This is a genomic window from Methylobacterium sp. P5_C11 (assembly GCF_054049775.1).
This window is the reverse complement of the sequence record NZ_JBFULS010000001.1, coordinates 184,931-209,906: the sequence shown is the minus strand read 5'-3', so window position 1 is coordinate 209,906 and position 24,976 is coordinate 184,931. Positions and strand designations below refer to the sequence as shown.

General features: G+C 70.5%; 23 protein-coding genes and 1 tRNA gene. 9 read left to right on the top strand and 15 right to left on the bottom strand.

What is annotated here, in order from left to right; genetic code table 11:
• Positions 1–89: 89 nt before the first annotated feature.
• The 5 genes from ACXJKQ_RS01035 to ACXJKQ_RS01015 all read right to left on the bottom strand — a co-directional run bounded on the left by ACXJKQ_RS01035 (position 90) and on the right by ACXJKQ_RS01015 (position 4,900).
• Positions 90–611 carry a cache domain-containing protein gene (locus tag ACXJKQ_RS01035; RefSeq protein ID WP_457103903.1) on the bottom strand — a complete coding sequence of 174 codons (522 nt, stop codon included), beginning with the start codon at positions 609–611 and terminating at the stop codon, positions 90–92.
• Positions 612–1,009: 398 nt separating this feature from the next.
• Positions 1,010–2,524, bottom strand: a complete 1,515-nt coding sequence (locus tag ACXJKQ_RS01030) for a DUF2336 domain-containing protein (RefSeq protein ID WP_457103902.1) — start codon at positions 2,522–2,524, stop codon at positions 1,010–1,012.
• Complete coding sequence (locus ACXJKQ_RS01025; RefSeq protein WP_457103901.1) at positions 2,521–3,606, bottom strand: lytic transglycosylase domain-containing protein; 1,086 nt, start codon at positions 3,604–3,606, stop codon at positions 2,521–2,523. The genes ACXJKQ_RS01030 and ACXJKQ_RS01025 overlap by 4 nt, the downstream gene beginning before the upstream one ends.
• 89 nt (positions 3,607–3,695) lie before the next feature.
• Entirely contained in the window at positions 3,696–4,325 is a 630-nt protein-coding gene (locus ACXJKQ_RS01020; RefSeq protein WP_457103900.1) for a flavin reductase family protein, read from the bottom strand.
• An 11-nt stretch (positions 4,326–4,336) separates the two neighbouring features.
• Positions 4,337–4,900: a nitroreductase family protein gene (locus ACXJKQ_RS01015; protein ID WP_457103899.1), complete on the bottom strand. Its 564-nt coding sequence runs from the start codon at positions 4,898–4,900 to the stop codon at positions 4,337–4,339.
• Positions 4,901–5,052: 152 nt separating this feature from the next.
• On the opposite strand from ACXJKQ_RS01015, the gene ACXJKQ_RS01010 reads away from it, so the two are divergent.
• Positions 5,053–5,970 carry a hypothetical protein gene (locus ACXJKQ_RS01010; protein WP_457103898.1) on the top strand — a complete coding sequence of 306 codons (918 nt, stop codon included), beginning with the start codon at positions 5,053–5,055 and terminating at the stop codon, positions 5,968–5,970.
• A gap of 16 nt (positions 5,971–5,986) precedes the next feature.
• Here ACXJKQ_RS01010 and ACXJKQ_RS01005 read toward each other — a convergent pair whose 3' ends face one another.
• Complete coding sequence (locus ACXJKQ_RS01005; RefSeq protein ID WP_457103897.1) at positions 5,987–6,874, bottom strand: DMT family transporter; 888 nt, start codon at positions 6,872–6,874, stop codon at positions 5,987–5,989.
• A gap of 283 nt (positions 6,875–7,157) precedes the next feature.
• Between ACXJKQ_RS01005 and ACXJKQ_RS01000 the strand changes: the two genes are divergently transcribed.
• On the top strand, positions 7,158–7,556 hold the full coding sequence (locus ACXJKQ_RS01000; protein ID WP_457103896.1) for a PRC-barrel domain-containing protein: 399 nt from the start codon (positions 7,158–7,160) through the stop codon (positions 7,554–7,556).
• Positions 7,557–7,800: 244 nt separating this feature from the next.
• Here the strand turns inward: ACXJKQ_RS01000 and ACXJKQ_RS00995 are convergent, their stop codons facing one another.
• Positions 7,801–8,043: a hypothetical protein gene (locus tag ACXJKQ_RS00995; RefSeq protein WP_457103895.1), complete on the bottom strand. Its 243-nt coding sequence runs from the start codon at positions 8,041–8,043 to the stop codon at positions 7,801–7,803.
• 289 nt (positions 8,044–8,332) lie between these two features.
• Here ACXJKQ_RS00995 and ACXJKQ_RS00990 point away from each other — a divergent pair, with 289 nt between their 5' ends.
• The 3 genes from ACXJKQ_RS00990 (at position 8,333) to ACXJKQ_RS00980 (ending at position 9,718) form a co-directional block, all read left to right on the top strand.
• A complete protein-coding gene (locus ACXJKQ_RS00990; protein WP_457103894.1) occupies positions 8,333–8,827 on the top strand; it encodes an HD domain-containing protein in 495 nt (164 codons plus the stop codon).
• A gap of 259 nt (positions 8,828–9,086) precedes the next feature.
• Entirely contained in the window at positions 9,087–9,344 is a 258-nt protein-coding gene (locus ACXJKQ_RS00985) for a hypothetical protein (protein ID WP_457103893.1), read from the top strand.
• Between the two features lie 218 nt (positions 9,345–9,562).
• Positions 9,563–9,718: a hypothetical protein gene (locus ACXJKQ_RS00980; RefSeq protein ID WP_457103892.1), complete on the top strand. Its 156-nt coding sequence runs from the start codon at positions 9,563–9,565 to the stop codon at positions 9,716–9,718.
• Between the two features lie 53 nt (positions 9,719–9,771).
• Here the strand turns inward: ACXJKQ_RS00980 and ACXJKQ_RS00975 are convergent, their stop codons facing one another.
• The 6 genes from ACXJKQ_RS00975 to ACXJKQ_RS00950 form a co-directional block, all read right to left on the bottom strand.
• Entirely contained in the window at positions 9,772–9,957 is a 186-nt protein-coding gene (locus ACXJKQ_RS00975; RefSeq protein WP_457103891.1) for a hypothetical protein, read from the bottom strand.
• A 427-nt stretch (positions 9,958–10,384) separates the two neighbouring features.
• Entirely contained in the window at positions 10,385–12,073 is a 1,689-nt protein-coding gene (locus ACXJKQ_RS00970) for a methyl-accepting chemotaxis protein (RefSeq protein ID WP_457103890.1), read from the bottom strand.
• Between the two features lie 250 nt (positions 12,074–12,323).
• Entirely contained in the window at positions 12,324–12,542 is a 219-nt protein-coding gene (locus ACXJKQ_RS00965; protein WP_457103889.1) for a hypothetical protein, read from the bottom strand.
• Between the two features lie 342 nt (positions 12,543–12,884).
• A tRNA-Lys gene (locus ACXJKQ_RS00960) sits at positions 12,885–12,960 on the bottom strand.
• Positions 12,961–13,060: 100 nt separating this feature from the next.
• Complete coding sequence (locus ACXJKQ_RS00955; protein ID WP_457103888.1) at positions 13,061–14,626, bottom strand: 2-isopropylmalate synthase; 1,566 nt, start codon at positions 14,624–14,626, stop codon at positions 13,061–13,063.
• Positions 14,627–14,971: 345 nt separating this feature from the next.
• The gene (locus tag ACXJKQ_RS00950) at positions 14,972–15,727 is read right to left on the bottom strand and encodes a hypothetical protein (protein WP_457103887.1); all 756 of its coding nucleotides are present in this window, start codon (positions 15,725–15,727) and stop codon (positions 14,972–14,974) included.
• Positions 15,728–16,046: 319 nt separating this feature from the next.
• On the opposite strand from ACXJKQ_RS00950, the gene ACXJKQ_RS00945 reads away from it, so the two are divergent.
• From ACXJKQ_RS00945 to ubiB, 4 genes are all read left to right on the top strand, one after another.
• Positions 16,047–16,763, top strand: a complete 717-nt coding sequence (locus tag ACXJKQ_RS00945; RefSeq protein ID WP_457103886.1) for a carbonic anhydrase — start codon at positions 16,047–16,049, stop codon at positions 16,761–16,763.
• A gap of 143 nt (positions 16,764–16,906) precedes the next feature.
• Positions 16,907–18,016, top strand: a complete 1,110-nt coding sequence (gene leuB / locus ACXJKQ_RS00940; RefSeq protein WP_457103885.1) for a 3-isopropylmalate dehydrogenase — start codon at positions 16,907–16,909, stop codon at positions 18,014–18,016.
• 113 nt (positions 18,017–18,129) lie between these two features.
• Complete coding sequence (gene ubiE, locus ACXJKQ_RS00935) at positions 18,130–18,915, top strand: bifunctional demethylmenaquinone methyltransferase/2-methoxy-6-polyprenyl-1,4-benzoquinol methylase UbiE (protein ID WP_457103884.1); 786 nt, start codon at positions 18,130–18,132, stop codon at positions 18,913–18,915.
• A gap of 205 nt (positions 18,916–19,120) precedes the next feature.
• Positions 19,121–20,683, top strand: a complete 1,563-nt coding sequence (ubiB, locus tag ACXJKQ_RS00930) for a 2-polyprenylphenol 6-hydroxylase (RefSeq protein WP_457103883.1) — start codon at positions 19,121–19,123, stop codon at positions 20,681–20,683.
• A gap of 39 nt (positions 20,684–20,722) precedes the next feature.
• Here ubiB and ACXJKQ_RS00925 read toward each other — a convergent pair whose 3' ends face one another.
• Positions 20,723–23,677 carry a response regulator gene (locus tag ACXJKQ_RS00925; protein ID WP_457103882.1) on the bottom strand — a complete coding sequence of 985 codons (2,955 nt, stop codon included), beginning with the start codon at positions 23,675–23,677 and terminating at the stop codon, positions 20,723–20,725.
• The gene (gene zapE / locus ACXJKQ_RS00920) at positions 23,674–24,906 is read right to left on the bottom strand and encodes a cell division protein ZapE (RefSeq protein WP_457103881.1); all 1,233 of its coding nucleotides are present in this window, start codon (positions 24,904–24,906) and stop codon (positions 23,674–23,676) included. The genes ACXJKQ_RS00925 and zapE overlap by 4 nt, the downstream gene beginning before the upstream one ends.
• Positions 24,907–24,976 lie beyond the last annotated feature (70 nt).

Genomic DNA, 24,976 nt, shown 5'->3' with positions numbered 1-24,976 from the left:
GACGTCGCGGCGATCCCGGTCATGGGCGCACCGCCGCAGCCGCCAGGAGCGACCGTCATGGACCGTCGCCCCACGCGGGCCGGACGGGCTCAGTCGACGTAGACCCCCGCTCCGACCAGCGCCGGAACCTCATCGACGCGGGTTTCGCTGACGTAGCCCCATTTCACGACCGGAACGGTTTGGCCGGGTCGGGGAAACATGTAGTCGACCCAGCCCGATCCGGAGCCGCGGACGACCGCGACGAAGTCCTTGCGGAACTGTTTTCCGTCCGCATCCCGCTCGTCGAGCAGATTACGACCCTCATGGTCCGGATGTTCGGCGTTGAAGAGGATGACGCCGCGCATGTCGGTCACGAACAGGTAGACATCCGCGTGTCTCCAGTGACTGTTTTTCATCCTGAAGCCGGCGAAGGCGCGGTGACCCTGTCGTTTCAGAATGTCGCTCGCCTCCTGGACGAGCGCCTCGATCTCGGCGGCTTGATGGACGCCGTCCTCATCGTCGCCGGGATCGGGTTCGCACGGCGTCATCGTCAGGCTCAGAAGGAGCATTCCCAAGAGCGGCGCTTTAAGCATTGCCCAGCTCCCTGCACGCGGCCATGCGGCGACCTGCATCTCTGTCTGGGTACGCCGAGTCCCGCCCGGAGGGTGCTGACGACGGGCGAATGGCCGGGGTCGTGTGCTTCTGGCCGCAGGCAGAAGCTCGACGATGTCACGTTACCCGAGAACGGAAGCCCCAATCCCACATTCTAGGCCGATGGACCGGCACGGAATTGATGTAGCGCAATGCGCGACGCAGCGCCTTGCGCCGCCGTGCTCCGTCGAGTGCCAGACGCTGTCCGGGTTCCCCCGAGTCCACGCGGTCATCACGCGGAGAGGCGGAGCGTTGCCGTTCCCGCCGCGGATCGGCGACCGCCAGGGAATCGTATCGGGTCCGCCGGCGTTCGCGTCGCTGCGCGCGCGCCTCTCGGCTGCGCACGCGGATAGTGCGTGACGCCGGTCGGCCCCTTCGATCAGGCGGCGATCCGCGAGGGCTTGTCGAGGGCCTCGGGGGCGGCCTCCGGCTCGGCCAGGCCGTGGCTGGCGCGAAAATGGCCGAGGAGACTGTCGCCGAGGCCGTCGAGCACCGCATCGGTGGCGGCCTGCGCCTCGGGATCGAGCGCCGGCTCTTCCGGCCGGTACCAGGCCAGGATCTGCTCCGGCAGCGCGTCGAGGATCGCCCCCACCGGATTGATCGGACCGACCGCGTCCGGCTCCGGTTCCGCGGCAGCGACCAGCAGTGGCTCCGTGGCGTCGGCTGCGATCGCGAAGGTGGTCTTGCGCTGGCTCTCCAGGGCCGCCCGCCATGCGGCGTCGGCAGCATCAGCCTCGCGGCGCGCGGCTTCCCGGGCCAGTGCCCGCGCGGCGATGGCGCGCGCCGCCTCCCGGGCCTCGTCCCGGGCGGCCTCGGCCTCGTAGCGATTCAGCAGTGTGATGACCGGATGCATGTCCGGATCCGACGGGTCGCCGCAGGCCTCGATGGCGCACTCGATGATCCGCCGCGAGAGGCCGGTTTCCCGGACGGGGATCGCCCGCCGGGCGAGATCCTGCCACGCGGCGAACGCCGCCTGCATCGCCGGCAGGAGCGCGTCGGGAAGGCCGGCCCGGGCGTGCAGGTCCGCGAACAGGCGGGGATCGCGCAGGGCTCGGGCGATTGCGGCGTGGTCCTGACCCGACAGGTCGGCCAGGGCGGCGAGGGCGAAGTCGGTCCGCCCGGAGAGCGCGGCGCGCAGGATCAGGCCCGCGGTCAGCTGACGGGTCGTGCGCAGATGTGTCACCAGCCGCGACACCGCGGCCGCGCCCAGCCCGTCGCAGGCTTCGAGCGCCACCCGCTCGCCGGCCTCCCGGCTCATACGGTCGCAGCGTTCGGCGCCGAGCCAGCCGCGGCGCGTGACGAATCCCGACAGCGCCTGCGCCACCGCGATCGCCACGGCGTGGCGGACCTCCGGTGGCAGATCGGCCCGGGCGAGGAGCGCCTCGCGCAGGCAGGCCTCGTCCCCCCGGCGTTCGATCATGCGCAGCATCCGGCCCGCGGTGATCTTCGCCGTGGGATTGGCGGCCAGCACCACCAGGGTGTCGGTTTCGCCGATCTCGGCCAGGGCGCCCGAGACCGCGTGCGAGAGGTGATGACGGGCGGCGATCACCGCGCGGGTCGCCTCGTCGACGAGGGCGGCGGCATCCACGAGGTCGGCATCGGTGAGAACCGGCGAGCGCGCGAGGATCGGCCGCGCCACCTCCGGGACGTCACAGGAGAGCGCGACCACCAACGGGCGCGGCGTCCGAGCCGAGGCGGCGCAGGTCTCGGCGAGCGCCCGTCGGACCAGGGGCGACGGATCGTCGAGCAGCGCGAGCAGCGCGGTCTTGGCTTCCCAGGCCGCGTCGGCGTCGAGATCGCCGTACAGGTAGGCGCGGGCCAGGGCCGAGGTGGCCTCGGCCCGCCCTTCGGCCGAGGCGTTCTGCGTCCAGGCCAGGAACTCGCGGATGATCATCGACCGCTCCGGGGGGCGAACAGGCTGGTCCTGCCGCCGGACATGGGTGCCGCGACCGTGAGTTCCGCGGGGCGGCGGGGCGGTATCGGCGGGTTGAGGAGGGCGGCACCCGGCGGCGTCGCCGCCGGCTCGGGTAGGGCGCCCGTGACCAGAGGCTCCGGGACGGCCGCATGCGGTTGCGGCTCCGAATCGGAGCGCGGGAAGTAGGTCGGTGCCGCGTGCTGGGCCGGGGCCGCGGCGTTGCGCGCCTGCCAGAGCCGCGCCGCGGCGTCCGAAACCGCGCCGCGCTGGTCGGTCTGGAACAGGCTGCGCAGGTCGGAGGTGCCCCCGAACGCCGTCGCCGTGCTGGCATAGGCCGAGACCGCCTGCGGTGGGGCGGCGCCGCCCTGGCGCAGCCCCGTGATGTCGGTGGCGGTGGCACCCTGCGCCGCCGCGGCGAGGCTCGCGTAGAGTTCGGCGGCGCTGCGCGGCCGGCCGGTCCGGTCGTAGAACAGGGCGCGGTTGGCGGCGGCCGCCTCAGGCAGGTCGAGGGCGGCGGCGCGCTCCGGGAAGGTGCGGGCCGTCCCGATCAGGGCCGCCGCGCCCTTGGCACCGAGGACGTGTGCCGCGTAGAGGTCGCCGGCGGTCGGCTCGCGGCCGAGCGCCCCCGTGAGGGCATCGGCGTTCTGCTGGGTCAGGGCGCCGGCCAGCGTCGCGGCGATCTTGGGATCGCGGCGCAGGTCGAGGATCGCCTGCCGCTGACTCGCGTCGGGGACCGTGTAGCTGCCGTCGGACTGCCGGGTGATGGCGTCGGCCTGCGCCTGGAGACCGAGCCGCGGTCCGGCATTCTTCATGACGCCGAGCCAGGTCTGCTCGATGAACTGGAAGAGCCCGGTGGCCGAGGATGTCCCTGCCTTGGCGGTGGGATCGAGGGCGGATTCGCGACGCGCCGTGGCGAGAAGGTAGTCGAAGCCGGCGCCACTCGCCATCGCGCCATCGCGGATGGCCTGCACCACCGGCCCGGAGGCGGCCGTGCCCGGCAGCGGCCGCGCCTGGGGCGGCGGGCTCTCCGGTGGGCTCGACGGCGTGGTGAACAGGAACATCCGGGCGCGCACGGGGCTTGAGACGGCCCGAACCTGCGCCCGCTATGGTAAACAAGTCCTCAATCCGCCCCGTCGGCGAGGTTCCTGATTCAGGACCCGGTGAACTCCCCGGCGCCCTTTGGTCTGCGCATCTGGAAGCGGGTTTCGGCGGTGGCATGGAAGTAGTCGAAGTAGCCGCCGCGCATGATCGGATGCATCGCCGCGGTGTCGACCATTCCGTCGGTCACGTAGCGGGGGTCGACGTAGATCGACACCACCTGCCCGATGACCAGGAAGTTCTCCGCCTCCCCGCCCCCGAGGGGCACCAGCGGCACGGTCTGCAGCCAGCGGCATTCCAGGGCGGCCGGCGAGGCCGCCACACGGGGCGGACGGACCTTGTGAGAGGGCGCCGTCTCCAAGTTGGCGAAGGTGAATTCGCTCTCGCCGCGCGGCAGAGGGGCCGAGGAATCGTTCATCCCGTCGCGCAGGTCCCAGGTCGCGAGGCTGCAGACGAATTCCTGCCCCTCCTCCGCGAAGGTCATCGCGTCCTTGCGGCCCGACGACGAGAACGCGACCATGTTGTCGGCCACGGCGTTGAAGAACGAATAGGGCGCGAGGTTGAGCTGGCCCGCACGATTCACGGCGCTGATCCAGCCGATCGGCCGGGGGGCGACGATCGCCTTCAGGGGGTTGTGCGGGAGAACGCGCGCCTCGCGCGGCAGGTCGAGATCGTAATGCACGGCGGGCTCCCTCAGAGGTAGGTGACGATCGCGTCGAGCGCGGGCCGCGGTCGGTCGGAGGGCACCTCCCGCGCCCGGCCGATATGGACGAAGCCCGCGAGCTTCTCGGCGGGGGCGAGGCCCAGCGCGTCGAGGATGCGGCGATCGTAGGCGAACCACTCCGTCAGCCAGGAGGTCGCGAAGCCCGCGGCGTTCGCGGCGACGACGAGGTTCATGGCGGCGGCGCCCGCGGAGAGCACCTGCTCCCATTCCGGGATCTTCACGTGCGGACCGGCTCGCGACACCACGGCGATGACGACCGGCGCGTGCGTCAGCCGGGCCTGCTCCTGCGCCAGCCGTTCGGGACTCGCGTCGGGGTTGTCGGCCGCGAAGGCGGCGGCGATTAGAGCGCCGACCCGGACCCGCGCTTCGCCGGCGATGACGATGAAGCGCCAGGGCGCGAGCTTGCCGTGATCGGGCACGCGGGAGGCGACGGTGAGGAGGGTCTCCAGCTGCGCCCGGTCCGGACCGGGTTCGTCGAGCAGCACCGGCGGCACCGAGCGTCGGGTCTTCAGGAGATCGAGGGTGGCGGTCATGCGCTCAGTCCCGGTGTCGCGTCCCGGCGGGATGTGGCATGCGCGGGCCGCCGGTGGAAGTGCGGCCTTGCCGCCGCCATGGTCCCGGGTCAGAGGCTTGCCCGGACGATCCGGCGTCCGAACCGGAGCGAAAGGTTGAGAAAGGCCGACCGATGCGCATGAGGCTTGCCGCGACGGCGCTGGCGGTTCTCGCCGCCGTCCCGCCGCCCGCGTCCGCGCAGCAGGACCTGTTCCAGAACCGGCTCGGCGGCCCCCTCCCCTCGCCGTCGATCACCAGCCCGACCCTGCCGCCCTCCCTGCCGCCGGCCGAGCCGGAGGCGCAGCTGACCCTGTCGGCGCTCCTGTCGGGCCCGGGCGTGTCCCTGCGCGAGGGTCTGGCGTGGCGGATCTACGAGGATCGCGGCGACGGTACGCGCCCATCGATCGTCGCCCGCTCGACCGAGGCGGAGCCGCATTTCACCCTGGCCCCGGGCACATACGTGGCGACCGTGACCTACGGCTTCGCCAGCGCCTCGAAGCGCATCGTGATGGGGGGCCAGCCGACCACCGACACGCTGCGGGTCGCGGCCGGCGCCCTGAAGCTGGCGGGCGCCGTCGGCGACCAGAAGATCCCGCCCGGCCAGGTGGTGTTCTCGGTCTTCGTGCCGGTGGGGACGAATTCCGAGGGGCGGCTCGTGCGCTCCGGGATCAAGACCGGCGAGCTGCTGCGCCTGCCGGAGGGCACCTACCACGTGGTCTCGACCTACGGGGAATCGAACGCGATCCAGCGCGCCGACCTCCGGGTGGAGAACGGCAAGGTGACCGAGGCGACCCTCAACCATCGCGCCGCCACCGTGACGCTCAAGCTCGTGGCCGCACCCGGTGCCGAGGCCTTCGCCGGCACCGCCTTCTCGGTCCTGACGCCCGGCGGCGACACGATCCGCGAGGCGATCGGGGCGTTCCCGCAGGTCACCCTCGCCGAGGGGGATTACGTGCTGATCGCCCGCCACGACGGGCAGGTCTACACCCGGGAGTTCAAGGTCGAGAGCGGCCTCGACCGCGACGTCGAGGTCGTGGCCAAGGCCGGTTGAGCCCCGGGCCGCGTCGTCAGGCGAAGCGCCGCGCCAGGGCCACGCAGGCCGCCACCGCCAGGGCGGCGCCGATCATCGCGGGTTCGATCCGTTCGCCCAGCACCAGGGCGGCGACGCCGAGTCCGAGGAACGGCTGCAGCAGCTGGAGTTGCCCGATCGCGGCGATGCCGCCACGCGCCAGCGCCCGGTACCAGAACACGAACCCGATCAGCATGCTGAACAGCGCCACGTAGCCGAGACCCGCCCAGGCCGGCAGCGGGATCCCGGCGAGCTCCGCCGGCCGGAGCGTCAAGGCGAGCGGCAGGCTCACCGGGAGCGACAGGACGGTTGCCCAGGCGATCACCTGCCATCCACCGAGCCGGCGGGCCAGGACGCCGCCCTCGGCGTAGCCGAGCCCGCAGAGCAGGATCGCCGCCAGCATGAACGCGTCGCCGGGACCGGGTGGTCCATCGAGCCCACGCGCGGCGAACCCGACGGTGACCAGCGCGCCGGTGAGCGAGAGCAGCCAGAAGACGGGGGACGGCCGCTCGCCCGAACGGAGCGCGCCGAAGAGCGCGGTGGCGAGCGGCAGTAGGCCGAGGAAGACCGTCCCGTGCGCGGCGCCGACCGTTCGCAACGCGAGCGCGGTGAGCAGCGGAAAGCCGACAACGACACCCGCGGCCACGATGGCGAGCGCCGGGAGATCGGCACGGCGCGGCCGGGTCTGCCGCAACACCATCAGGGCAGCCGCGCCCACGAGGCCCGCGAGCGCCGCGCGCGCGGCGCTGAGGAACAGCGCGTCCATGCCGGTCAGGGCGAGGCGCGTCGCCACCAGGGACGCGCTGAAGATCGTGATGCCGACGAGACCGTCGACCCAGGCGCCCGCCGCGCCTGCGCGCACCGCGTCCCGCACTCCCCCCGCCACGCACGCCTCCCGAGAACCACTGCCGCACGCGGCTTGCCGCGCCACGATGCGCGTGGCCAGGAACGCTTGCGGGCTCGTCGACGGATCTGTCCTGCCGGACCATCAGTACAGTTGCCACTCACGTGGGCGGTCGGAACGGGATGCTCGTCCCGGCCCGGGACGGATTGCTCGCGCGGCGCGCAATGGTTCCATGTTCTGGGCGTTAACATTTCCGTGGGGGGCCGGAACGATACGACGGAGCCATCCATTCCAAGCCACCCGTTCCGGGCCTCTGGAGATCGATATGCGCCGTCTCGTCCTTGCCGCCGTCGCTGCCGCTGCCCTGGCCGGCCCCGCCTTCGCCGCCAACGAAGCCACGCCGACCGCGGCACCGAAATTCGAGACCGTCCCGCAGGACGCGGTGCTCAGCTACAATCTGATCGGGCTCAATGTGACCGACTCGCAGAACAATACGGTCGGCGAGATCAAAGATCTCGTGATCGATCAGGGTAAGCTCGCCGGATACATCGTCTCGGTCGGTGGCTTCCTCGGCATGGGTGAGCACTACGTGGCGGTCTCGCCCGCTTCCATCGCCATCAGCTACGACGCCAATGCCAAGAAGTGGAAGGCAGTCATCGGCGCGAGCAAGGATCAGCTCAAGTCGGCCCCCGAGTTCAAGTACGACGGCAAGTTCAAGCGCTGAGCCCCATCGCTCGATGCCGGCAGGGCGCTGAGCCCGGCCATGCGCAGTGTCGCGCGGCGGCAGCGCCGCGAGACCTCGTCCAACGGCGCCCGGGCCGCAGGGAAATGTGATCCCATCGCGACCCGGCGCCCGGACAGACCTGGGCTTTCCGGTTCAGGCGCTGCGGCGCGCGACCTTCCGTGCGGCAGGCCGAACAGGTGCCGCGATCGGCGCCGCCCCGGCCGCGAGGAATTCGAAAACCATTTCAGACCGACGCATCAAACGCCCTGTGCGCCAGGCGGGCGACGACGGCATCCCGCTTGGCTTGGCGCAGGACGATCCGGGCCGCGGCCCGCGCATTGGCCGCGCGCATTTCAGCCTGCGGACCGCCGTCACGAAGTGCCCGCCACGCGAGGGCGCGGAACCATCGGATATTTGCGAGGGCGGCGGCCCGCCGGCTGAGCGGCCCCCCGACATCCAGCGGCTTCTCGAGTGCGACCGACCCCATTGGCTCAATCCTGCAGTGCGATTCGCCGCCTGTTCGAAAATGACACACGACATGGCGATTCATCGAGACCTGGGCAATAGTGCTGCCAGCCGTAACTTTCGGACATAGCGCGAGGACTGCGCATCCACGAAATGCGGTAGATCGCGGCGGTCACGACGTCAGTGTCTCCGGGTGGCTTAAGATGAGGCAAGCCCGCCGAGCGGGAACGACACCGCGGGCGGACGGCTTCCCGGATTGAGACGGTGGATCGGCGCCGATCCGCGCCGATCGATCCCGCCTGGGGGTGAGCGTGCCGACGATCTTCGATGCCCATACCTTCGCCCTCACCGCGCATGCGGGCCAGCTCGACAAGGGCGGCCAGCCCTGCATGCGGCACCTGGAACGCGTGGCGAACGCCGCCCTGGGGCGCGCCGGCCATGCACGGCTCATCGACGGGCTCGACCTCGACCCGATGCACGTGATGCAGGCGGCCCTCCTGCACGATATCCTGGAGGACACGACGCGCACCACGGCGGACCTGCACGCGGCGGGTTTCACGGCGGACGTCATCGGGACGGTCACGCATCTCACGAAGCCGGTTAACCGGATGGCCTATTCGGAGCGGATCACGGCTCTGATCGCATCTGGCGACCTTGCGGCCCTGCTGATCAAGATGTCCGATACGGAGGACAATCTCTGCCCGACCCGCATTCCACCGAACGCCACGTTCCTGCGCGAGCGCTATGCCACGGCCTTCACCCGCCTGAAGGAAGCCGCGGCGGCCCGGGGCTACTCGGGGCGCTGACGCGGGCCGGACGTCACGGCGGTGTGGACGCGGTTGCCCTGTCGGGCGCTCCGGCCGCCGACGAGGCGGTGCAGGGACGTGGGGCCTCATGGACGTCACCGCGGTGACCGCTGTGACGATACGGTTCCCTGCGCCGGCCTGCGGGGACAGCGCGGGCCGTCGAGCCGGATCGCAGGAACAGTCGCAGCGACGTGGGGTTGCCCACAGGACCGGCAACAGACTTTCGAACGCGATTGCCGGACCGATCGGGAGATACGCCATGAAATTCATGACCCTCGCCGTCGCAGGCCTCGTCCTGTCCGCCGCTCCTGCGCTGGCAGTCGACAATTCAGCCGGTGCCACCAGCCGGTCGGGCACCGCCAACAGCACCGGTCCGAACGATGCGGGTTCGGGTTCCACGCCAGGGGCCGCCGGCAGCGGTCCGTCGACCGGCTCCATGAGCCGCTCCGGGACGACGAACAGCACAGGCCCGAACGATGCCGGATCCGGCTCGAAGCCGGCAGCCGGGAGCCGTTGACGGCAAGCACCGTCCTGCGGATGCGGCGCGGTCGCCCGGCGATCCGGGCAGAGGCGCATCGGCCGGTCCGCTCTGCATGCGTTCCGGTTTGCGATCGGTTGCAGATCCGGGTCGCAGAACGGCGTCCGTAGAACCTCTTGCCTCGTATCGACGGCGCCACCGGCGTCAGGCCGGTCGAGGTCGATGCCCTCCCCGCTTACCGGCATCACGGAAGTCCCATGCCGACCCGAACCATCGCGCTCGCTCTGCTCCTGCTGACTGGGCTCACAGCGTGCGACGACAAGCAGGCGCAGAACTCCACGCCCACGAAGCCCGACTCCACCAAGATGGAGCCGCAGACCGACCAATCCGCTCCGAATCCCCAGAAGCGGTAATGCCGCACGTTCGTTTCCGCACCTGTCGCCGCGCGTCCGATATGGAGGAGACGTCAGGACCGGGCCGCCAGCACGCCGGCCCGGTCCTGACCGCAGGCAGAAGCTGAAAGATCAGGGCACGGGTCACCGATCATCGGGGCGGCGGCGGCGAACCCGCGGGCGGCTTCGACCAGGAGGTCGTCAACGGTATCGGCGACCCAGAACGCGCCGTCGAGCACGGTCGTCAGAATGCTGGTCATCGGCCCTCTCCCACCTGCATCCCGGGGCGCCGTCGCGGATAAGCGGCGGCGTCCCGGGATGCGGCACCCAGTCGGCGCGCATCCGTCCGCTCAGACGAAATGCATCGGCAGGGCGCGGTCCAGAACCTCGACATAAGTGCCGGCCAGGACCGCGACGGTGGCGACGGCAACGGCGGCGGCGAGGGCGAGACGAGCAGTGAGAGTCATCGGAAGTCTCCATCAGGTCCGCGACTGTCTTCGCGGTGTGACCCCGATGTAAGCCGAAGCTTTCCGCGCCGGCGTGCTCCGGCACACTTCGGCGCAGATCAGTGGTGGCGCGCGCCGGTGCACACCGATGCGGCAGGCGTGAGCAGCGGACGGCGGCCACGCCCCCGGCCGCGAATCTCTCCGAGGCGCCGTTGCGGCCGCGTGAGCCCGGTCCGTCGAGTCAGGCCGCGCGCACGGTTGCCAGGAACCGGCCGACCTCGGCGGTGAGGTGTTCGGACTGGCGGGACAGTTCCGATGCCGCGCCTAGGACCTGGCTCGCCGCCGCGCCGGTCTCCTCCGCGGCGCCGGCCACGCCGGTGATGTTGCTCGTCACCTCGCCTGTGCCCTGCGCGGCCTGGGTGACGTTGCGGACGATCTCTTGGGTTGCCGCGCCCTGTTCCTCGACGGCTGCCGCGATCGAGGTCGCGACGCCGTTGATCTCGCGGATGCGGTTCGTGATCGAGCCGATGGCCGTCACCGCCTGCCCGGTCACTCCCTGGATCCGGCCGATCTGCGCCGAGATTTCCCCGGTCGCGCGGGCGGTCTGCTCGGCTAGCGCCTTCACCTCGGAGGCCACCACGGCGAAGCCGCGCCCCGCCGTACCGGCCCGGGCCGCCTCGATGGTGGCGTTGAGCGCCAGCAGGTTGGTCTGGCCGGCGATCGAGGCGATCAGTCCGACGACGTCGCCGATCTTCGCGACGGCGTTACTCAGTTCCTGCACGAGAATCCCGGTCTCGTCCGCCTCGCCGGCGGCCGAGCGGGCCAGTTCGGCGGACCCGTGGACCTGCCGTCCGATCTCCTGAACCGAGGCGCCGAGTTCCTCCGCCGCCGCGGCCACGGTGCTGACATTCGAGGCCGCTTCCTCGGCGGCGGCTGCGACCGCCCCCGATTGGGCCGAGGTCTGACCGGCCATGGCCGACATGGAACCGGCGGTGGCCTGAAGTTCCGTTGCCGAGGCGGAGACCTGCCCGACGATGCCGCCGATGGCGGCCTCGAAGCGGTCCGCCATCTGGCGCATGCCGATCCGGCGCTGCTCCTCGGCGTCGAGCCGGGCCTGCGCGGTCTCCGCCTCCAGGGCCTTCATCTGGATGAGACCCTCCTTGAACACCTGCACGGCACGGGCGATGGTCCCGATCTCGGTCTTGTGTCCCTGGTGGGGAATGTCCACCGACAGGTCGCCGGCGATCAGCGCCTGCATCGGCTGCACCACCGAGGCGATGCCCCGGGTGACGCCCAGGACGATGACCGCGGCCGAGAGCACCGACACCCCGACGGCGAGCGCGATGGCGATCAGGCCCACCGTCCTGGTCTCATCGAAGATCGCGCTGCTCTGCGCCTGGGCCGCCGCGGCGCCGTCATTGTTGATGGCGATGAGCGTCTCCAGAGCCTTCGAGGCGGCGCGGCGCGGAATCAGGCCCTTCGTCTCGTAGAGCTGATAGGCCTCCGTCTTCTTCCCGGCTCGCGAGAGATCGACGACGTCGTTGCGAACCGTCTTGAAGGTCTCCGATTCCCGGCTGAACGTCTCGAACTGAGCGCGCTCCTCCGGCGAGCTCACCAGCGCTTTGTAGGCCGTCGTCTTGTCGGCGAGCTTCCGATCGAAGCTCGCCATATCGGTCTCGATCCGGCCGAGCAGATCGGGGTCCGTCGCCTGCGTGTGGCGGAGGAGAAGTCCGCTGCTGCGCGCCGTCAGCGTGTCGATCTCGCCCAGCGTTCTGATGCTCGGCAGCCAGTTCGTGTCGATCTCGACCGTCTGTTCGCGCAGCTTGCGGGTGCTCATCAGCCCGAGGACGCCGAGCCCGATGACGAAGACCGTCAGAAGCGAGAAGGCGATCACGAGCTTGGTGCGGATCGAGACAGTTTGGAGCGACACGGCGACCTCGCGACAGCCGAATCCTGCAAATCTGCGACTGCGAGGTCGATCATTAGTGAAATGTATTTAATATCCGCTAATTCCGATCTTTCGGAGCCCGCGTTGAGCCGGACGGGCTTACAGGGCTCGAGTCTGCTTCGCGGACCGGTGCGATTGTTCCGTCGGGTTTGGGGAGCCGTCGGGCAGGGCCGATGTTTGGCTCCGTACGCCGCGTTGGGTGTTTTGATCCTTGCGTTCGCGTCCCGTGCCCCTACGCCCGCGCGGCATCGGGTCTCGCGCCCCGGCCGAGGGCGGGCCACCAGGATCTGCGGGGCAGCGTCGGCTCCGCGAGGGCATGGGGCCGCGGCGTGGCCGCCAGGCGGCGGCGATGGCCCTCGATCAGGCGCTCCAGCCGCTGGATCGCGACGAGCGCTTGGTTCGCCATCAGCCGATGGCCTTCGCAGGCGCCCTTGTCGGTCAAGGTCTGCACGACGTCTTCGGCACGTCGGACGATGTCCCTGGCCTCGACACAGTACCGATCCAAATCGGCAAGACGTGTCATCTGCCTCTCCCTGGTGGTCTACGGCCCATCGGCTCGTTCCGAGGCGGTGGACGCCGTGTCCGGATCTCTCCGGCAAGAGGCACTGAAAGAATGTTCGCGCGACCCCGCATCACCCGAGTGGAGGAGATCGGCCGCCTCCGGCGGCCGATCGGACGTCACGGCGACCCAATGCAAGAACATCGCCTACGCAGAACGCTCAGGCGCGGCCGAGGATGATGTGAGGAAAAATTTTGCCGCAGACCGGGATGGTCGATGCGAAGCAGAGTGTCTTGGTGGGCGCACTAGGGTTCGAACCTAGGACCCGCTGATTAAGAGTCAGCTGCTCTACCAACTGAGCTATGCGCCCGATCGCATCTGCGATCGCCCGGCGGCCACCAAGTCCGTCCGGGGTGGCGGGCTGATACCAACGCGGCCGGGGACTGTCCACCCCCGATCGCAGCTTTTTCTCATTCTGCCGCCGCATGCTGTGCATGCACCCGCACCGCATGGGCCGAGAGCTTGTTCAGCGCCGAGAGATACGCCTTTGCCGACGCCACCAGCGTGTCCGGATCGGCGCCGCGGGCGGTGACGCTGCGCTCGCCGTCCCGCAGGCGCACCGACACCTCCGCCTGCGCATCCGTGCCGCCGGTCACGGCATGGACCTGATAGAGCTCCAGCTGCGCCTGATGCGGCACCAGGGCGGTGATGGCGTTGAACACGGCGTCCACCGGCCCGTTGCCGTCCGCCTCCTCGATCCGCGTGCCGGTCTCGTCGGTGATGCGCAGGGTCGCGCGCTGCGGTCCCCGGGTGCCGGCGATCACCGACAGGGAGACCAGCCGGATCCGGTCGTGGGCCGTGGCGAGGTTCTCGTCGACCAGCGCCTCGATATCCTCGTCGTAGACGTGCTTCTTGCGGTCGGCCAGTTCCTTGAACCGCTCGAACGCGTCCTGGAACTGGTTGTCGGACAGGTGCAGGCCGAGATCCTCCAGCTTGGAGCGGAACGCCGCCCGGCCGGAATGCTTGCCCATCACCAGGGAGGTCTTGGTCAGGCCCACCGAGGCCGGGGTCATGATCTCGTAGGTCTCGGCGTTCTTGAGCATGCCGTCCTGGTGGATGCCGCTCTCATGCGCGAAGGCGTTGCGGCCGACGATCGCCTTGTTGAACTGCACCGGGAAGTTCGTGGCGTGGCTCACGAGCTTCGAGGCGCGGGTCAGCATCGTCGATTCGACGCCGGTCTCGTAGGGCAGCACGTCGGCGCGGGTGCGCAGCGCCATCACGATCTCCTCGAGCGCGGCGTTGCCGGCCCGCTCGCCGATGCCGTTGATGGTGCACTCGACCTGCCGGGCACCCCCCTCGATGCCCGCCAGGGAGTTGGCGATGGCGAGGCCCAGGTCGTTGTGGCAGTGGACCGAGAACACGGCCTTGTCGGCATTCGGCACGCGCTCGCGGACGTTCGCGAACATCTCGCGATACTCGGATGGCGTGGCGTAGCCGACCGTGTCGGGGAGATTGATCGTCGTGGCGCCGGCCTTGATGGCGGCCTCGACGCAGCGGCACAGGTAGTCGAGGGGCGTGCGCGTCGCATCCATGGCCGACCATTCCACGTCCTCGACGAGGTCGCGGGCCTGGGCCACGGTCTTCAGGATGATCTCGATGACCTCGTCCTGGCTCTTGCGCATCTGGTGCGCGAGGTGGATCGGCGAGGTCGACACGAAGGTGTGGATCCGCGCGCGCTTGGCGTGGCGCACGGCCTCGCCGGCCCGGGCGATGTCGGCGGGAATCGCGCGGGCGAGGCCCGCGATGGTGGCGCGCTTGGTGCGACGGGCGATCTCAGACACCGCCTCGAAATCGCCGTTGGAGGCGATCGGGAAGCCGGCCTCGATGATGTCGACGCCCATCGTGTCGAGCAGCTCCGCGACCGCGAGCTTCTCGTCGAAGGTCATGGTGGCGCCGGGGCACTGCTCGCCGTCACGGAGCGTGGTGTCGAAGATCAGGATCCGGTCGCGGGCGGAGGCGGTGTTGGTCGTGGTCATGGCATTACCCTGTCGCGGGCCGCCCGGCTCGTGATGGCGCGGCGCGGCGTGATGCCCTCGCGGGCGGATTCGCGAATGAAAGAACTCCCCTGAAGGCCCAGGCGCGCGCCCGGACGGCCCTCAGGGGCGGGTAAGCAGAAGCGGAAGAGCAAGCCCGACGCGGCGCGCGCGCGACCGCGGCGCCGTCATGGCGGCGCGGGCGATCTCGGGCGCTGAGCCGGCTCTGGCCAAGGCTCGTCTCTCCTGTCGGCGACCCGCGCGGAGTGGTCTCACGGCGCGGTGCTGCCCGTAGGTAGCCCCGGAGCGGTCGGAACACAAGCGAGACCCGCGCCTCCGGCCGCACCGTCAGGCGCAGGCGAAGTCGGGAACGGCGGCGTCCGGCGGATCGGCGAGGACCGCCGCCGCGAGATCGTCGTAGAACAGCATCTGACCGGCGGCCCAGCGCTCGAATTCCAGCAGCAGCGTCGGGTCGAAGGCGGTCAGGCGGCCGTCGGCGATCCGGATCCATCCGGCGGCGTCCGCCTCGCCGAGCAGATTTCCGACATGCGCCCGCGATACGTCCAGCCGCTCGGCGAGGCCGCGCAGGCTCAGCGGTGCCGCCGTCGGCGCCCGCGGTATCGTGGCGGCGTAGTGGGCACCGACCAGGGCAACGAGCAGGGGGTAGCCGCAGTCCCGGCGGGCGAAATGGAGGATCCGCGGGAACGGTGCGATGAGCGCCCCGTGCCGCAGCACATGGGCCGCCGCCCGGCGGACAAGTTCGCCGAGCCGGTCGGGAGCGGCGAACCCCGCGGCGCGGCCCGGATCGCGCTGCGCGACGGCGTCCATGGCGGCGACGAAGAGGCGCCCGGATCGTCCGATCTCGGTCACCAGGGCCGGCGAGGCCCGCAGGCACTTCACGCGCCCATCGCACCGATCCGCGAACGCGGTGACGAACCGCCCGGCCTTCAGGGCCGACACGAAGCCGGCCGTCTGCCGGGGGCTCAGTCCGACCATCGCCTGGAGGGCCGTCAGTGTCGGGCGTGGGCCTCCCTGGTGGCGCCACGCATAGTCGTTGTGGATCAGCATGAACGAGACCAGGTAGCGTTCGAACTGATTGAGCAATTTGTGACTGGGCCAAACGATCTGCGATGGATCGATCATGGCCTGACAGTAACCGGCGAGCGCCTCGCGGAAATCTCGCTCGGATCGAAGGAGATCGATCCGCTCCCGGAAATGATCATCCAACATTCGTGCCCCGCAGCCGCCGGACCCATGACCCCGGGATGCCCCGCGCACGGGATTCGGTCCAGTCTTTCCTGCAAAGTTTGGACTCGATGATGAAGAACCGTCCGGATTACGACTGGGTCTGCTCGGCCTATCCCCGCCGGGACGAGCGGTCCGCCGGGCCATGCCGGCATGGAATGCGAAGGGATCATCGATCGTGTGCGCGCGGCATCGAGCCTTCCTCTCACGGCGCGGCCTGCTCACGGCCGTCGCGGCCGGCACATTGGCGGCCGCTTCCGCCCGGATCCGGTGCGCCGAAGCGGCCCCCGGCGGGGCGGGGTCTCGCGCCATCACGCCCGAGGAGGCCCTGGCACGGCTGCGAGACGGCAACGGCCGCTACGCCGCCAACGCGCCCGCCAACCGGGACTTCTCGGCCGGTCGCGCCGCCCGGGCCGGCGCGCAGCATCCGATCGCCTGCATCCTCGGCTGTGCCGATGCCCGGGTCGCCCCGGACTTCATCTTCGACCAGGGACCGGGCGATCTCTTCGTCGTCCGTGTCGCCGGCAACTTCGTGAACACCGACGGCCTCGCCAGCCTCGAATACGGCGTGTCGGTTCTGGGCGCCCCGCTGATCCTCGTCCTCGGCCATTCCGATTGCGGGGCCGTGAAGGCCACGATCGACGCCATGAAGACCAACGCCGTGCTTCCCGGCCATCTGCCGGCGCTGATCGATGCGATCCGCCCGGCGGTCGATCTGGCCGAGAAGGCGCGGGCGCCGGATCCCCTCGCCGAGGCCATCGCCCAGAACGTCCGTCACACCGTCAGGCGGCTGGAGCAGGCGGGGCCGATCCTCGCGGAGGCCGTCGCCGCTGGGCGGGTGAAGGTCGTGGGCGGCTACTACGAGATCGCCACCGGCAAGGTCGCGTTCCTCTGATCCGGGGCGCGGCCCGCCCCGACGGGCTCGCGGGCGCCTTGCCCAAGCGCCTCGCCAGAAGCCTCTTGCCCGAGCGCCTTGCCAATGACGGTCTGCCCTCGATAAAGCCCGCCGGCACGTCGAGACAAACCCGCGAGACCGTCATGGCCAGCTACAAGCTCCTGCTCCTCCCCGGCGACGGGATCGGCCCGGAAGTCGCCGGCGGCATGCAGGTCGTGCTCGATACGCTCAAGGATACCGGCCTCGCCACCTTCGAGATCGAGACCGACCTCGTCGGCGGCTGCGCGATCGACGCCCACGGCCGCCCCCTCGCGGACGAGACGCTGGCGCGCGCCAAGGCTGCCGACGCGATCCTGCTCGGCGCCGTCGGCGGTCCGAAATGGGCGAGCGTCGCCTACGAGAACCGCCCCGAGGCCGGCCTGCTGCGCCTGCGCAAGGAACTCGACCTGTTCGCCAACCTGCGCCCGGCGATCTGCTACCCGGCGCTCGCCGAGGCCTCGGCGCTGAAGCGCGAGCTGGTCGAGGGCCTCGACATCATGATCGTCCGGGAACTCACCGGCGGCGTCTATTTCGGCGAGCCGAAGGAGATCACCACCCTGGAGGACGGCTCCAAGCGCGCGGTCGACACCCAGGTCTACACGACGGCCGAGATCGAGCGGATCGCCCACGTGGCCTTTGACCTCGCCGGCAAGCGCTCGGGCCGGGTCGCCTCGGCCGAGAAGCACAACGTGATGAAGTCCGGCGTCCTCTGGAAGGAGGTCGTCACCAAGGTCCACGCCGAGCACTATGCGCAGATCGAGCTGGAGCACATCCTGGCCGACAACTGCGCCATGCAGCTGGTGCGCCGGCCGAAGCAGTTCGACGTGCTGGTGACCGACAACCTGTTCGGCGACGTCCTGTCCGACATCGCCGCCATGCTGACCGGCTCCCTCGGAATGCTGCCCTCGGCGTCCCTCGGCGCGGTCGACGCGAGCGGCCTGCGCCGCGCGCTCTATGAGCCGGTTCACGGCTCGGCCCCCGACATCGCCGGCCAGGACAAGGCCAACCCGATCGCCATGATCGGCTCGCTTGCCATGTGCCTGCGCTACTCCTTCGGGCTCGGCGACGCCGCCGACGCCCTGGACGGCGCCATCACGGACGCCCTCGCGGGCGGCGCGCGCACCGCCGACATCGCCGCCGCGGGCGCGAACCCGATGGGAACCCGCGCCATGGCGTCGGCGGTCTCCGACGCCCTCCGCGCACGGGTCGGCTGAGGCACGACTTCGGCGCGTCGCAGCATCGGGGCCGATCCCCAGCCGCGTGTTTCGACGCATGGCGGTCGGGCTCGACCTTCGCTATGACGCGCCCATCGAGGATTGGGAGCGTCATGAAGGCCGGAGACGGGGCGTCTGAGCGCGCGAGCGCGGATTTCGGCTTCGAGCGCGTGGCGCTCGACGAGAAGCAGGGGCGCGTGGACAGCGTCTTCCACTCGGTCGCCCGCCGCTACGACATCATGAACGACCTGATGTCGGCGGGCCTGCATCGGGCCTGGAAGGCGCAGCTCGTCTCGATGCTGCGGCCGCCACGGAACCGGCCCTTCGCGCATCTCGACGTGGCCGGTGGCACCGGCGACGTCGCCTTCCGGGTGCTGGCCGCGGGCGGCCCGCGGACCCGGGTGACGGTCCTCGACATCAACGAATCGATGCTGCGGGTCGGCGCCGAGCGGGCTCGGGAGCGGGAGGTCGACGAGGCCGGTGACCGGATCGCCTTCGTCACCGCGAACGCCGAGACGCTGCCGCTTCCCGACGCCTCGTTCGACGCCTACACGATCGCCTTCGGCATCCGGAACGTGCCGCGGATCGACGTAGCGCTCGCCGAGGCGCGGCGGGTGCTGAAGCCCGGTGGGCGGTTCCTCTGCCTCGAATTCTCCGCCGTCGACATCCCGCTGCTCGACCGGATCTACGACGCCTATTCCTTCAATGTGATCCCGCGCATCGGCGCCCGGGTGGCCGGTGATGCGGAATCCTACCGATACCTCGTGGAATCCATCCGGAAGTTCCCGACTCGCGGCGCATTCGCGGGAATGATCGAGCGCGCCGGCTTCCGCCACGTCACCGATCGGCCGCTCTCGGGCGGGATCGTGGCGATCCATTCGGGTTGGAAAGTCTCCTGATCTTGCCCCACGCGCGCGACCTCCCTCCCCCCTTCGCGGGGGACGATATCCTGTGCATCGGGGTGGGAGGAGGTAGCACCGCCGCGTCCGCGGTCGCGCGGGGCGGGAAGGCCGCTGCCTCCTCCGCCACCGTCGCCCGCTTCTCCCGAGTCCTGCCGACGCAGGGGCTTCCCTTTCCCGCAGAGGCGGGCGGGACAACGCGCTCATGATCGGCGCCGCGATCAACCTGTTTCGCGGGGCGCGGGTCGGCTTCGTGCTGGCTCGCGAGGGCGCGCTCGCCTTCGCGGACCCATCGGAACTGCCGCCGCACCTGCGCCTTGCACTCAGGATCGGCCGCACCCTGGAGCGGCCGGGTCTCGACGACGGGGCCGCCCGGCTCTCGGCGGCGATGACCCGCCTCGGACCGTCCTACGTGAAGTTCGGGCAGTTCCTGGCGACCCGACCGGACATCGTCGGCGTGCGGGCAGCCTTCGATCTGGAGAAGCTGCAGGATCGAGTGCCGCCCTTCCCGCAGGCGGTCGCGGTTCGGACCGTCGAGGCCGCGCTTGGCAAGCCAGTGAGCGCGCTGTTCGTGTCGTTCAGCGAGCCGATCGCGGCCGCCTCCATCGCGCAGGTCCACAAGGCGATCGTGCAGGATCCTGACGGCACGCAGCGCGCCCTTGCCGTCAAGGTGATGCGGCCGGGCGTGCGCGAGCGGTTCATGCGCGATCTCGAGGTCATGCGCTTCATGGCCCGGGTGGTGCACGCCCTGTCCCCACAGGCCGAGCGGTTGCGCCCCCGCGAAGTGGTCGAGATCCTCGCCCGCTCCGTGCTGATGGAGATGGATTTCCGCCTGGAGGCGGCGGCGGCATCGGAACTCGCCGAAAACACCCGGGACGATGCCGACTTCCGCGTCCCGAGACCCGAATGGGAGCTGACCGCCCGCGAGGTGCTGTCGGCGGAATGGATCGACGGGACCCGCCTCCACAGTGCGGCCGAACTCGCCGCCGCGGGGCACGATCCGCAGACGATCGGGCGGACCGTCATCCAGAGCTTCCTGCGGCACGCGATCCGCGACGGCTTCTTCCACGCCGACATGCACCAGGGCAACCTGATGGTCGATGCCGAAGGCCGGCTGGTGGCGGTGGATTTCGGCATCATGGGCCGGCTCGGCCAGAACGAGCGCCGGTTCCTCGCCGAGATCCTGCTCGGATTCATCCTGCGTGACTATCGCCGCGTGGCGAAGGTGCATTTCGAGGCGGGCTACGTGCCGGCCCACCATTCCGTGGAGGATTTCGCTCAGGCGATCCGCGCGATCGGCGAGCCGATCCACCAGCGCCGGGCCGACGAGATCTCGATGGCCAAGGTGCTGACGCTCCTGTTCGACGTCACGGCCCTGTTCGACATGAGCACCCGGACGGAACTGGTGATGCTCCAGAAGACCATGGTGGTGGTAGAGGGTGTCGCCCGTTCCCTCGATCCCCGGCTCGACATGTGGACCACCGCCGAGCCGGTCGTGCGCACCTGGATCGCCCGCAACATGGGTCCGGTGGGCCGGGCGCAGAGCGGCCTGGAGGCTCTGCGGGTCGTCTCCGATGTGGTCAGCGACATTCCCGACCTCGCCCAGCGGCTCAAGCGCGTGCTGGTCCGCCTCGACGAGGCCGGCACCGGCGACGCCCGCCGTCTGGAGCGTTTCGCCAGGAACGAGCGTCTGCGGGCGATCTGGTCGACGCTCGCCCTGTGGGGCATCGCGATCGGAGCCCTGGTGCTGGCATTCCGGGGCCTGTGAGGCCGGGTCGGCCGCCGACCCGGGAGCGACGCGTCTCGATCAGTCGGGCTGATCCGCCGCCGGGATCAGCGCCCGAAGCGCCTGGGCGAGTTCGCCGAGGCCGGTCGCCCCCTTGGCGAGGACCCGGTCGGCCTGCCCGGCCAAACGCCGCCGATCCTCGGCCGTGATGTCCTTGGCGGTGAGAACCACCACGGGCACGTCCCGCCACTCCTCCCGCGCCCGGAGCGCCCGCAGGAAGGCGAAGCCGTCCATCTCGGGCATCATCAGATCGAGGAGGATGAGGCACGGCCGCTCCGCCTCGACGAAAGCGAGGGCGTGCAGCCCGTTCTCGGCCTCGCGCACGGGAAAGCCCTCGCGCGCGAGATAGGCGCAGAGATGTCCCCGCACGTCGGCTTCGTCCTCGACGACGAGGATCGACCCGTCCCCCGCGACCGGCCGGAAGCGATCGACGATCTGCCGCAGGCTGCCCCAATCGATCGGCTTCTGCAGGTAATCGGTGGCGCCGAGGGAAAACGCGAGGTTCTGCTCGTCGAGCACCGTGACCATCACGATCGGCGTCGCGCCGATCTCCGGATCGGCGCGCAACGCGCGCAGGACCGCCCAGCCGTCCATCTGCGGCATGGTGACGTCGAGGAGCACGGCCCGCGGTCGCAGGCTGCGGGCGAGTTCGAGGCCCCGCCGCCCGTCCTCCGCGACCGCGACCGGGAAGCCCTCCCGCTCCAGGAATCGGGCGAGCAGATCCCGGGTGGCCGCGTCGTCGTCGACCACCAGGATCGGCCTGCGGTCCCCAGCTGGCGCGACGGTCGCATCCGCCTCGTCCGATCTGTCCCCCGCGAAACGGTCCGGGAGCGTCAGCGTGAAGGTGGTGCCCGCCCCCTCGCGGCTCTCCACGGCGATCGCGCCGCCCAGCATCTCCGCGAAGGCCCGGGTGATCGCGAGCCCGAGCCCGGTCCCGCCGAAGCGCCGCGTGGTCGACGCGTCGGCCTGGGTGAACCGCTCGAACAGCCGGCCCACCTGCTCCTGCGTCATGCCGATGCCGGTATCGGAGACGGAGAACCGCAACGCCCCGCCGATGCGGACGACCGACAGGGTGATCCGGCCGTCCTTGGTGAATTTCGCGGCGTTACTCAGGAGGTTGATCAGGCACTGGCGCAGCTTCGTGACGTCGGTGTGGGCGGTGCCCAGATCGTCCTCGAGCGCCAGCTCCAGGGCGTTGCCCTTCTTGGCGATCAGCCCCTCGACCGTGACGGCGACCTCCCGCACCACGGTGGCGACGTCGAAATCCTCCGCGTAGACCTCGACCCGGTCGGCCTCGATCTTGGAGATGTCGAGCACGTCGTTGATCAGGCCGAGGAGGTGGCGGGCATTGGTCTCGATCTTCCGCATATCGGCGACGAGGTCGGCCTCGCCGAGATCCTCGAGCTCTTCCTGCACCATCTCGGCGTAGCCGATGACCGCGGAGAGCGGGGTGCGCAGCTCGTGGCTCATGTTAGCGAGGAACTGGCTCTTGGCCGCGTTGGCGGCTTCGGCGGCCGCGCGCGCCGCCTCGATCGCAGCCTCCGCTTCCTTGCGCTCGGTGATGTCGGTGTGGGTCCCGACCCATTCCCGCAGGGTCCCGTCGGTTTCGAGGATCGGGACGGCGCGCACGCTCATGTGCCGGTACGCCCCGGAGGCCGCCCGAATCCGGTGCTCCGTGGCGTAGGGCTCGCGGCTGGTCAGCGCGCGGGACCATGCGTCCAGGGTGTGCTGGCGGTCCTCGGGATGGACCGCGTCCAGGAAGCCGAGTCCCGCATAGGCGGCCTCATCCTGTCCGGTGAAGCGGCTCCAGGCGACCTGACGGCGGTGCAGGCTTCCCTCCGGATTGGCGGTCCAGACGATCGCCGCACTGGCCTCGATCAGCGATCGGAAGCGCTCCTCGCTCCGGCGCAGCCGGGCCTCCGCGAGATGGCGAATGGTCTCGTCGACCACGACGAGGCCCACGCCTTCCACGCTGTCGTCGGCTTCGCCGGCGTCGTCGCCCCGGAGCGGATAGAAGCTCATCGAGAAATGTCGCACGCCCCCCGGGGCCGAGGGGGTCGGCACGGCCACCGGGACGTCCGGGGAGACCAGGCCTTCCCGGAGCGCCGCGGCGAGCTTCGTGCTGAGTTCCTCCCGCAGGGTCGGGAGCATCGCCCAGATCGGCGCGCCCAGATCGGCCCCGAAGCCGCGCTCGCTCATGGTGGCGAGCGCCCGGTTCATGTGCCGGATGTTCAACGCGCGGTCGAGGAAGCCGAGGCCCACCGGCGCGTTGGCGAGGACGCCGTCGAGGAGCCGCGACATGCGCAAGGATTCCTGGCGCCGCACCAGGGCCAGCCGGGCGAGCAGGACGATCGCCCCGAGGGCCGCCGCTCCGGAGAGCAGGAACAGCAGGAGCCCGCGCCAATGCTCGCGCGCCTGCAGAACCCCAAGCTGATCCGTGGTCGCGGTCTGACGGGCGGCGGCTTCCGTTCGGATCGCGTCCATGAGGCGCTTGCCCTCGCCGGTGCGGACGAGGTCGATGGCGGGATCGAAGCCCTCGTTGCGCCGCGCCGCCACGACCCGGGCCGCGAAGTCCCGCTTCTGCGCGATCAGACCGGCGAGAGACGGACCGCCGGCGCGCACAGGCTCCTGCGCAGCCGCGCCGAGGCCCGCGAGGTCGGTCTCGATCCTGTTGAGCGCGGTCGTGTACGGGGTCAGGTAATCCTCGCTGCCGACCAGCACGAAGCCGCGCTCGCCCGTCTCCAGGTCCTTGACCTCGGAAATCAGCCGCTCGACCCCCGCGACAGTGGCGTTTGCCCGGGCGGTCGCCGTCCGGTCGGCCTCGCCCGCGACGTAGTTCGCCGTCCCGGCACCCAGGGCGACGACCAGCAGGACGAAGGCGGCGGGGGAGCCCAGGAGCCAGCTCAGCGGCCCGGCGCCGCGCCAATTGCGCCGACGCAGGCCGAAGATCGACCCGGTGCGTGCCTGGGCGCTCACGTTTCCACCAGCCCGGTGCTGGCGCCCGAGGCCTCGGAATCGGGCCGGCCGTGCGGCTGGGCGAGATAGTCCCGCGACCGCATCTCGATGAGACGCGAGACAGTCCGGTCGAACTCGAAGGCCTCGCGACCGGTCTCGGCGGTGTAGAGATCCGGCGCTTCGGCGGCCGCGGAGGCGACGAGCTTCACGTGCCGGTCGTAGAGGGTGTCGATCAGCGTGATGAAGCGCTTGGCCTCGTTCCGGTCCGCCTCCCCCATCACTGGGATCCCGTCCAGGATCACCGTGTGGTAGGCCCGAGCCAGCGCCATGTAGTCCGAGGCGCCCAGGGGCTTTCGGCAGAGATCGTCGAAATCGAAACGGGCGACACCGTTGGACTGCTCCGGGACCTCTACCGCCCGGCCGTGAACCGTGACCGTCGTCGGGAGGCCCCGCGCCTTGCCGGTTAGTCCCTTGAAGGCTGCATCGAGTGCCGCGCGCGCCGCCGCATCGGCCGGGACGTGATAGACCGCTGCGCCTCCGAGCTTCTCGAGCCGGAAGTCGGTCCGGGAGTCGAGCCGCACGACATCCACCCTGTCCGTCAGGGTCGCCACGAAGGGCAGGAACAGCGCCCGGTTCAGGCCGCCTTCGTAGAGCCGGTCAGGTTCGACGTTCGAGGTCGCCACCACGGTGACGCCCCGCCGGAACAGGTGACCGAACAGGCGGCCCAGGATCATCGCGTCGGCGATGTCGGTGACGGTGAATTCGTCGAAGCACAACAGGGTCGCCTCGTCGGCGAGCTGGTCGGCCACGGGGCCGATCGGGTCGTCGCCCTTCACGGTCCCGGCCTTGAGGGCCTGACGGTAGGCGTGGATGCGCTCGTGGGCGTCCGCCAGGAAGCCATGGAAATGTACTCGCCGCTTCGGCTCCGGGGCCGATTCATGGAAAAGGTCCATGAGCATGGTCTTCCCGCGCCCGACCGAGCCCCAGATGTACAGGCCCTTGATCGTCTCGGCTTCGTCCTTGCGCCGGAACAGCCAGCCCAGGGCGCTGGACTTGCTGGCGCGCTTTCGGCGCTGCAGGTCCATCACGAGCCGGTCGAGGGCGCGCACGAGGTGGCCCTGAGCCGGGTCGCGCTCGATGGCGCCCGTGGCGATGAGCGACTCGTAGCGCTCGTGGACCGGGCCGGGCGAGATCGCGCCGGCCCGCGCCGCCGGCGACGGGGCCACATGCTTGCCGGATCTGTCGTTCACGCCGCCGGTCCCTCGCTGCTCGTCGCGGCACCCCCGCGCCCGCGTCGGCGGTCAACGACCCGGAGCCGGT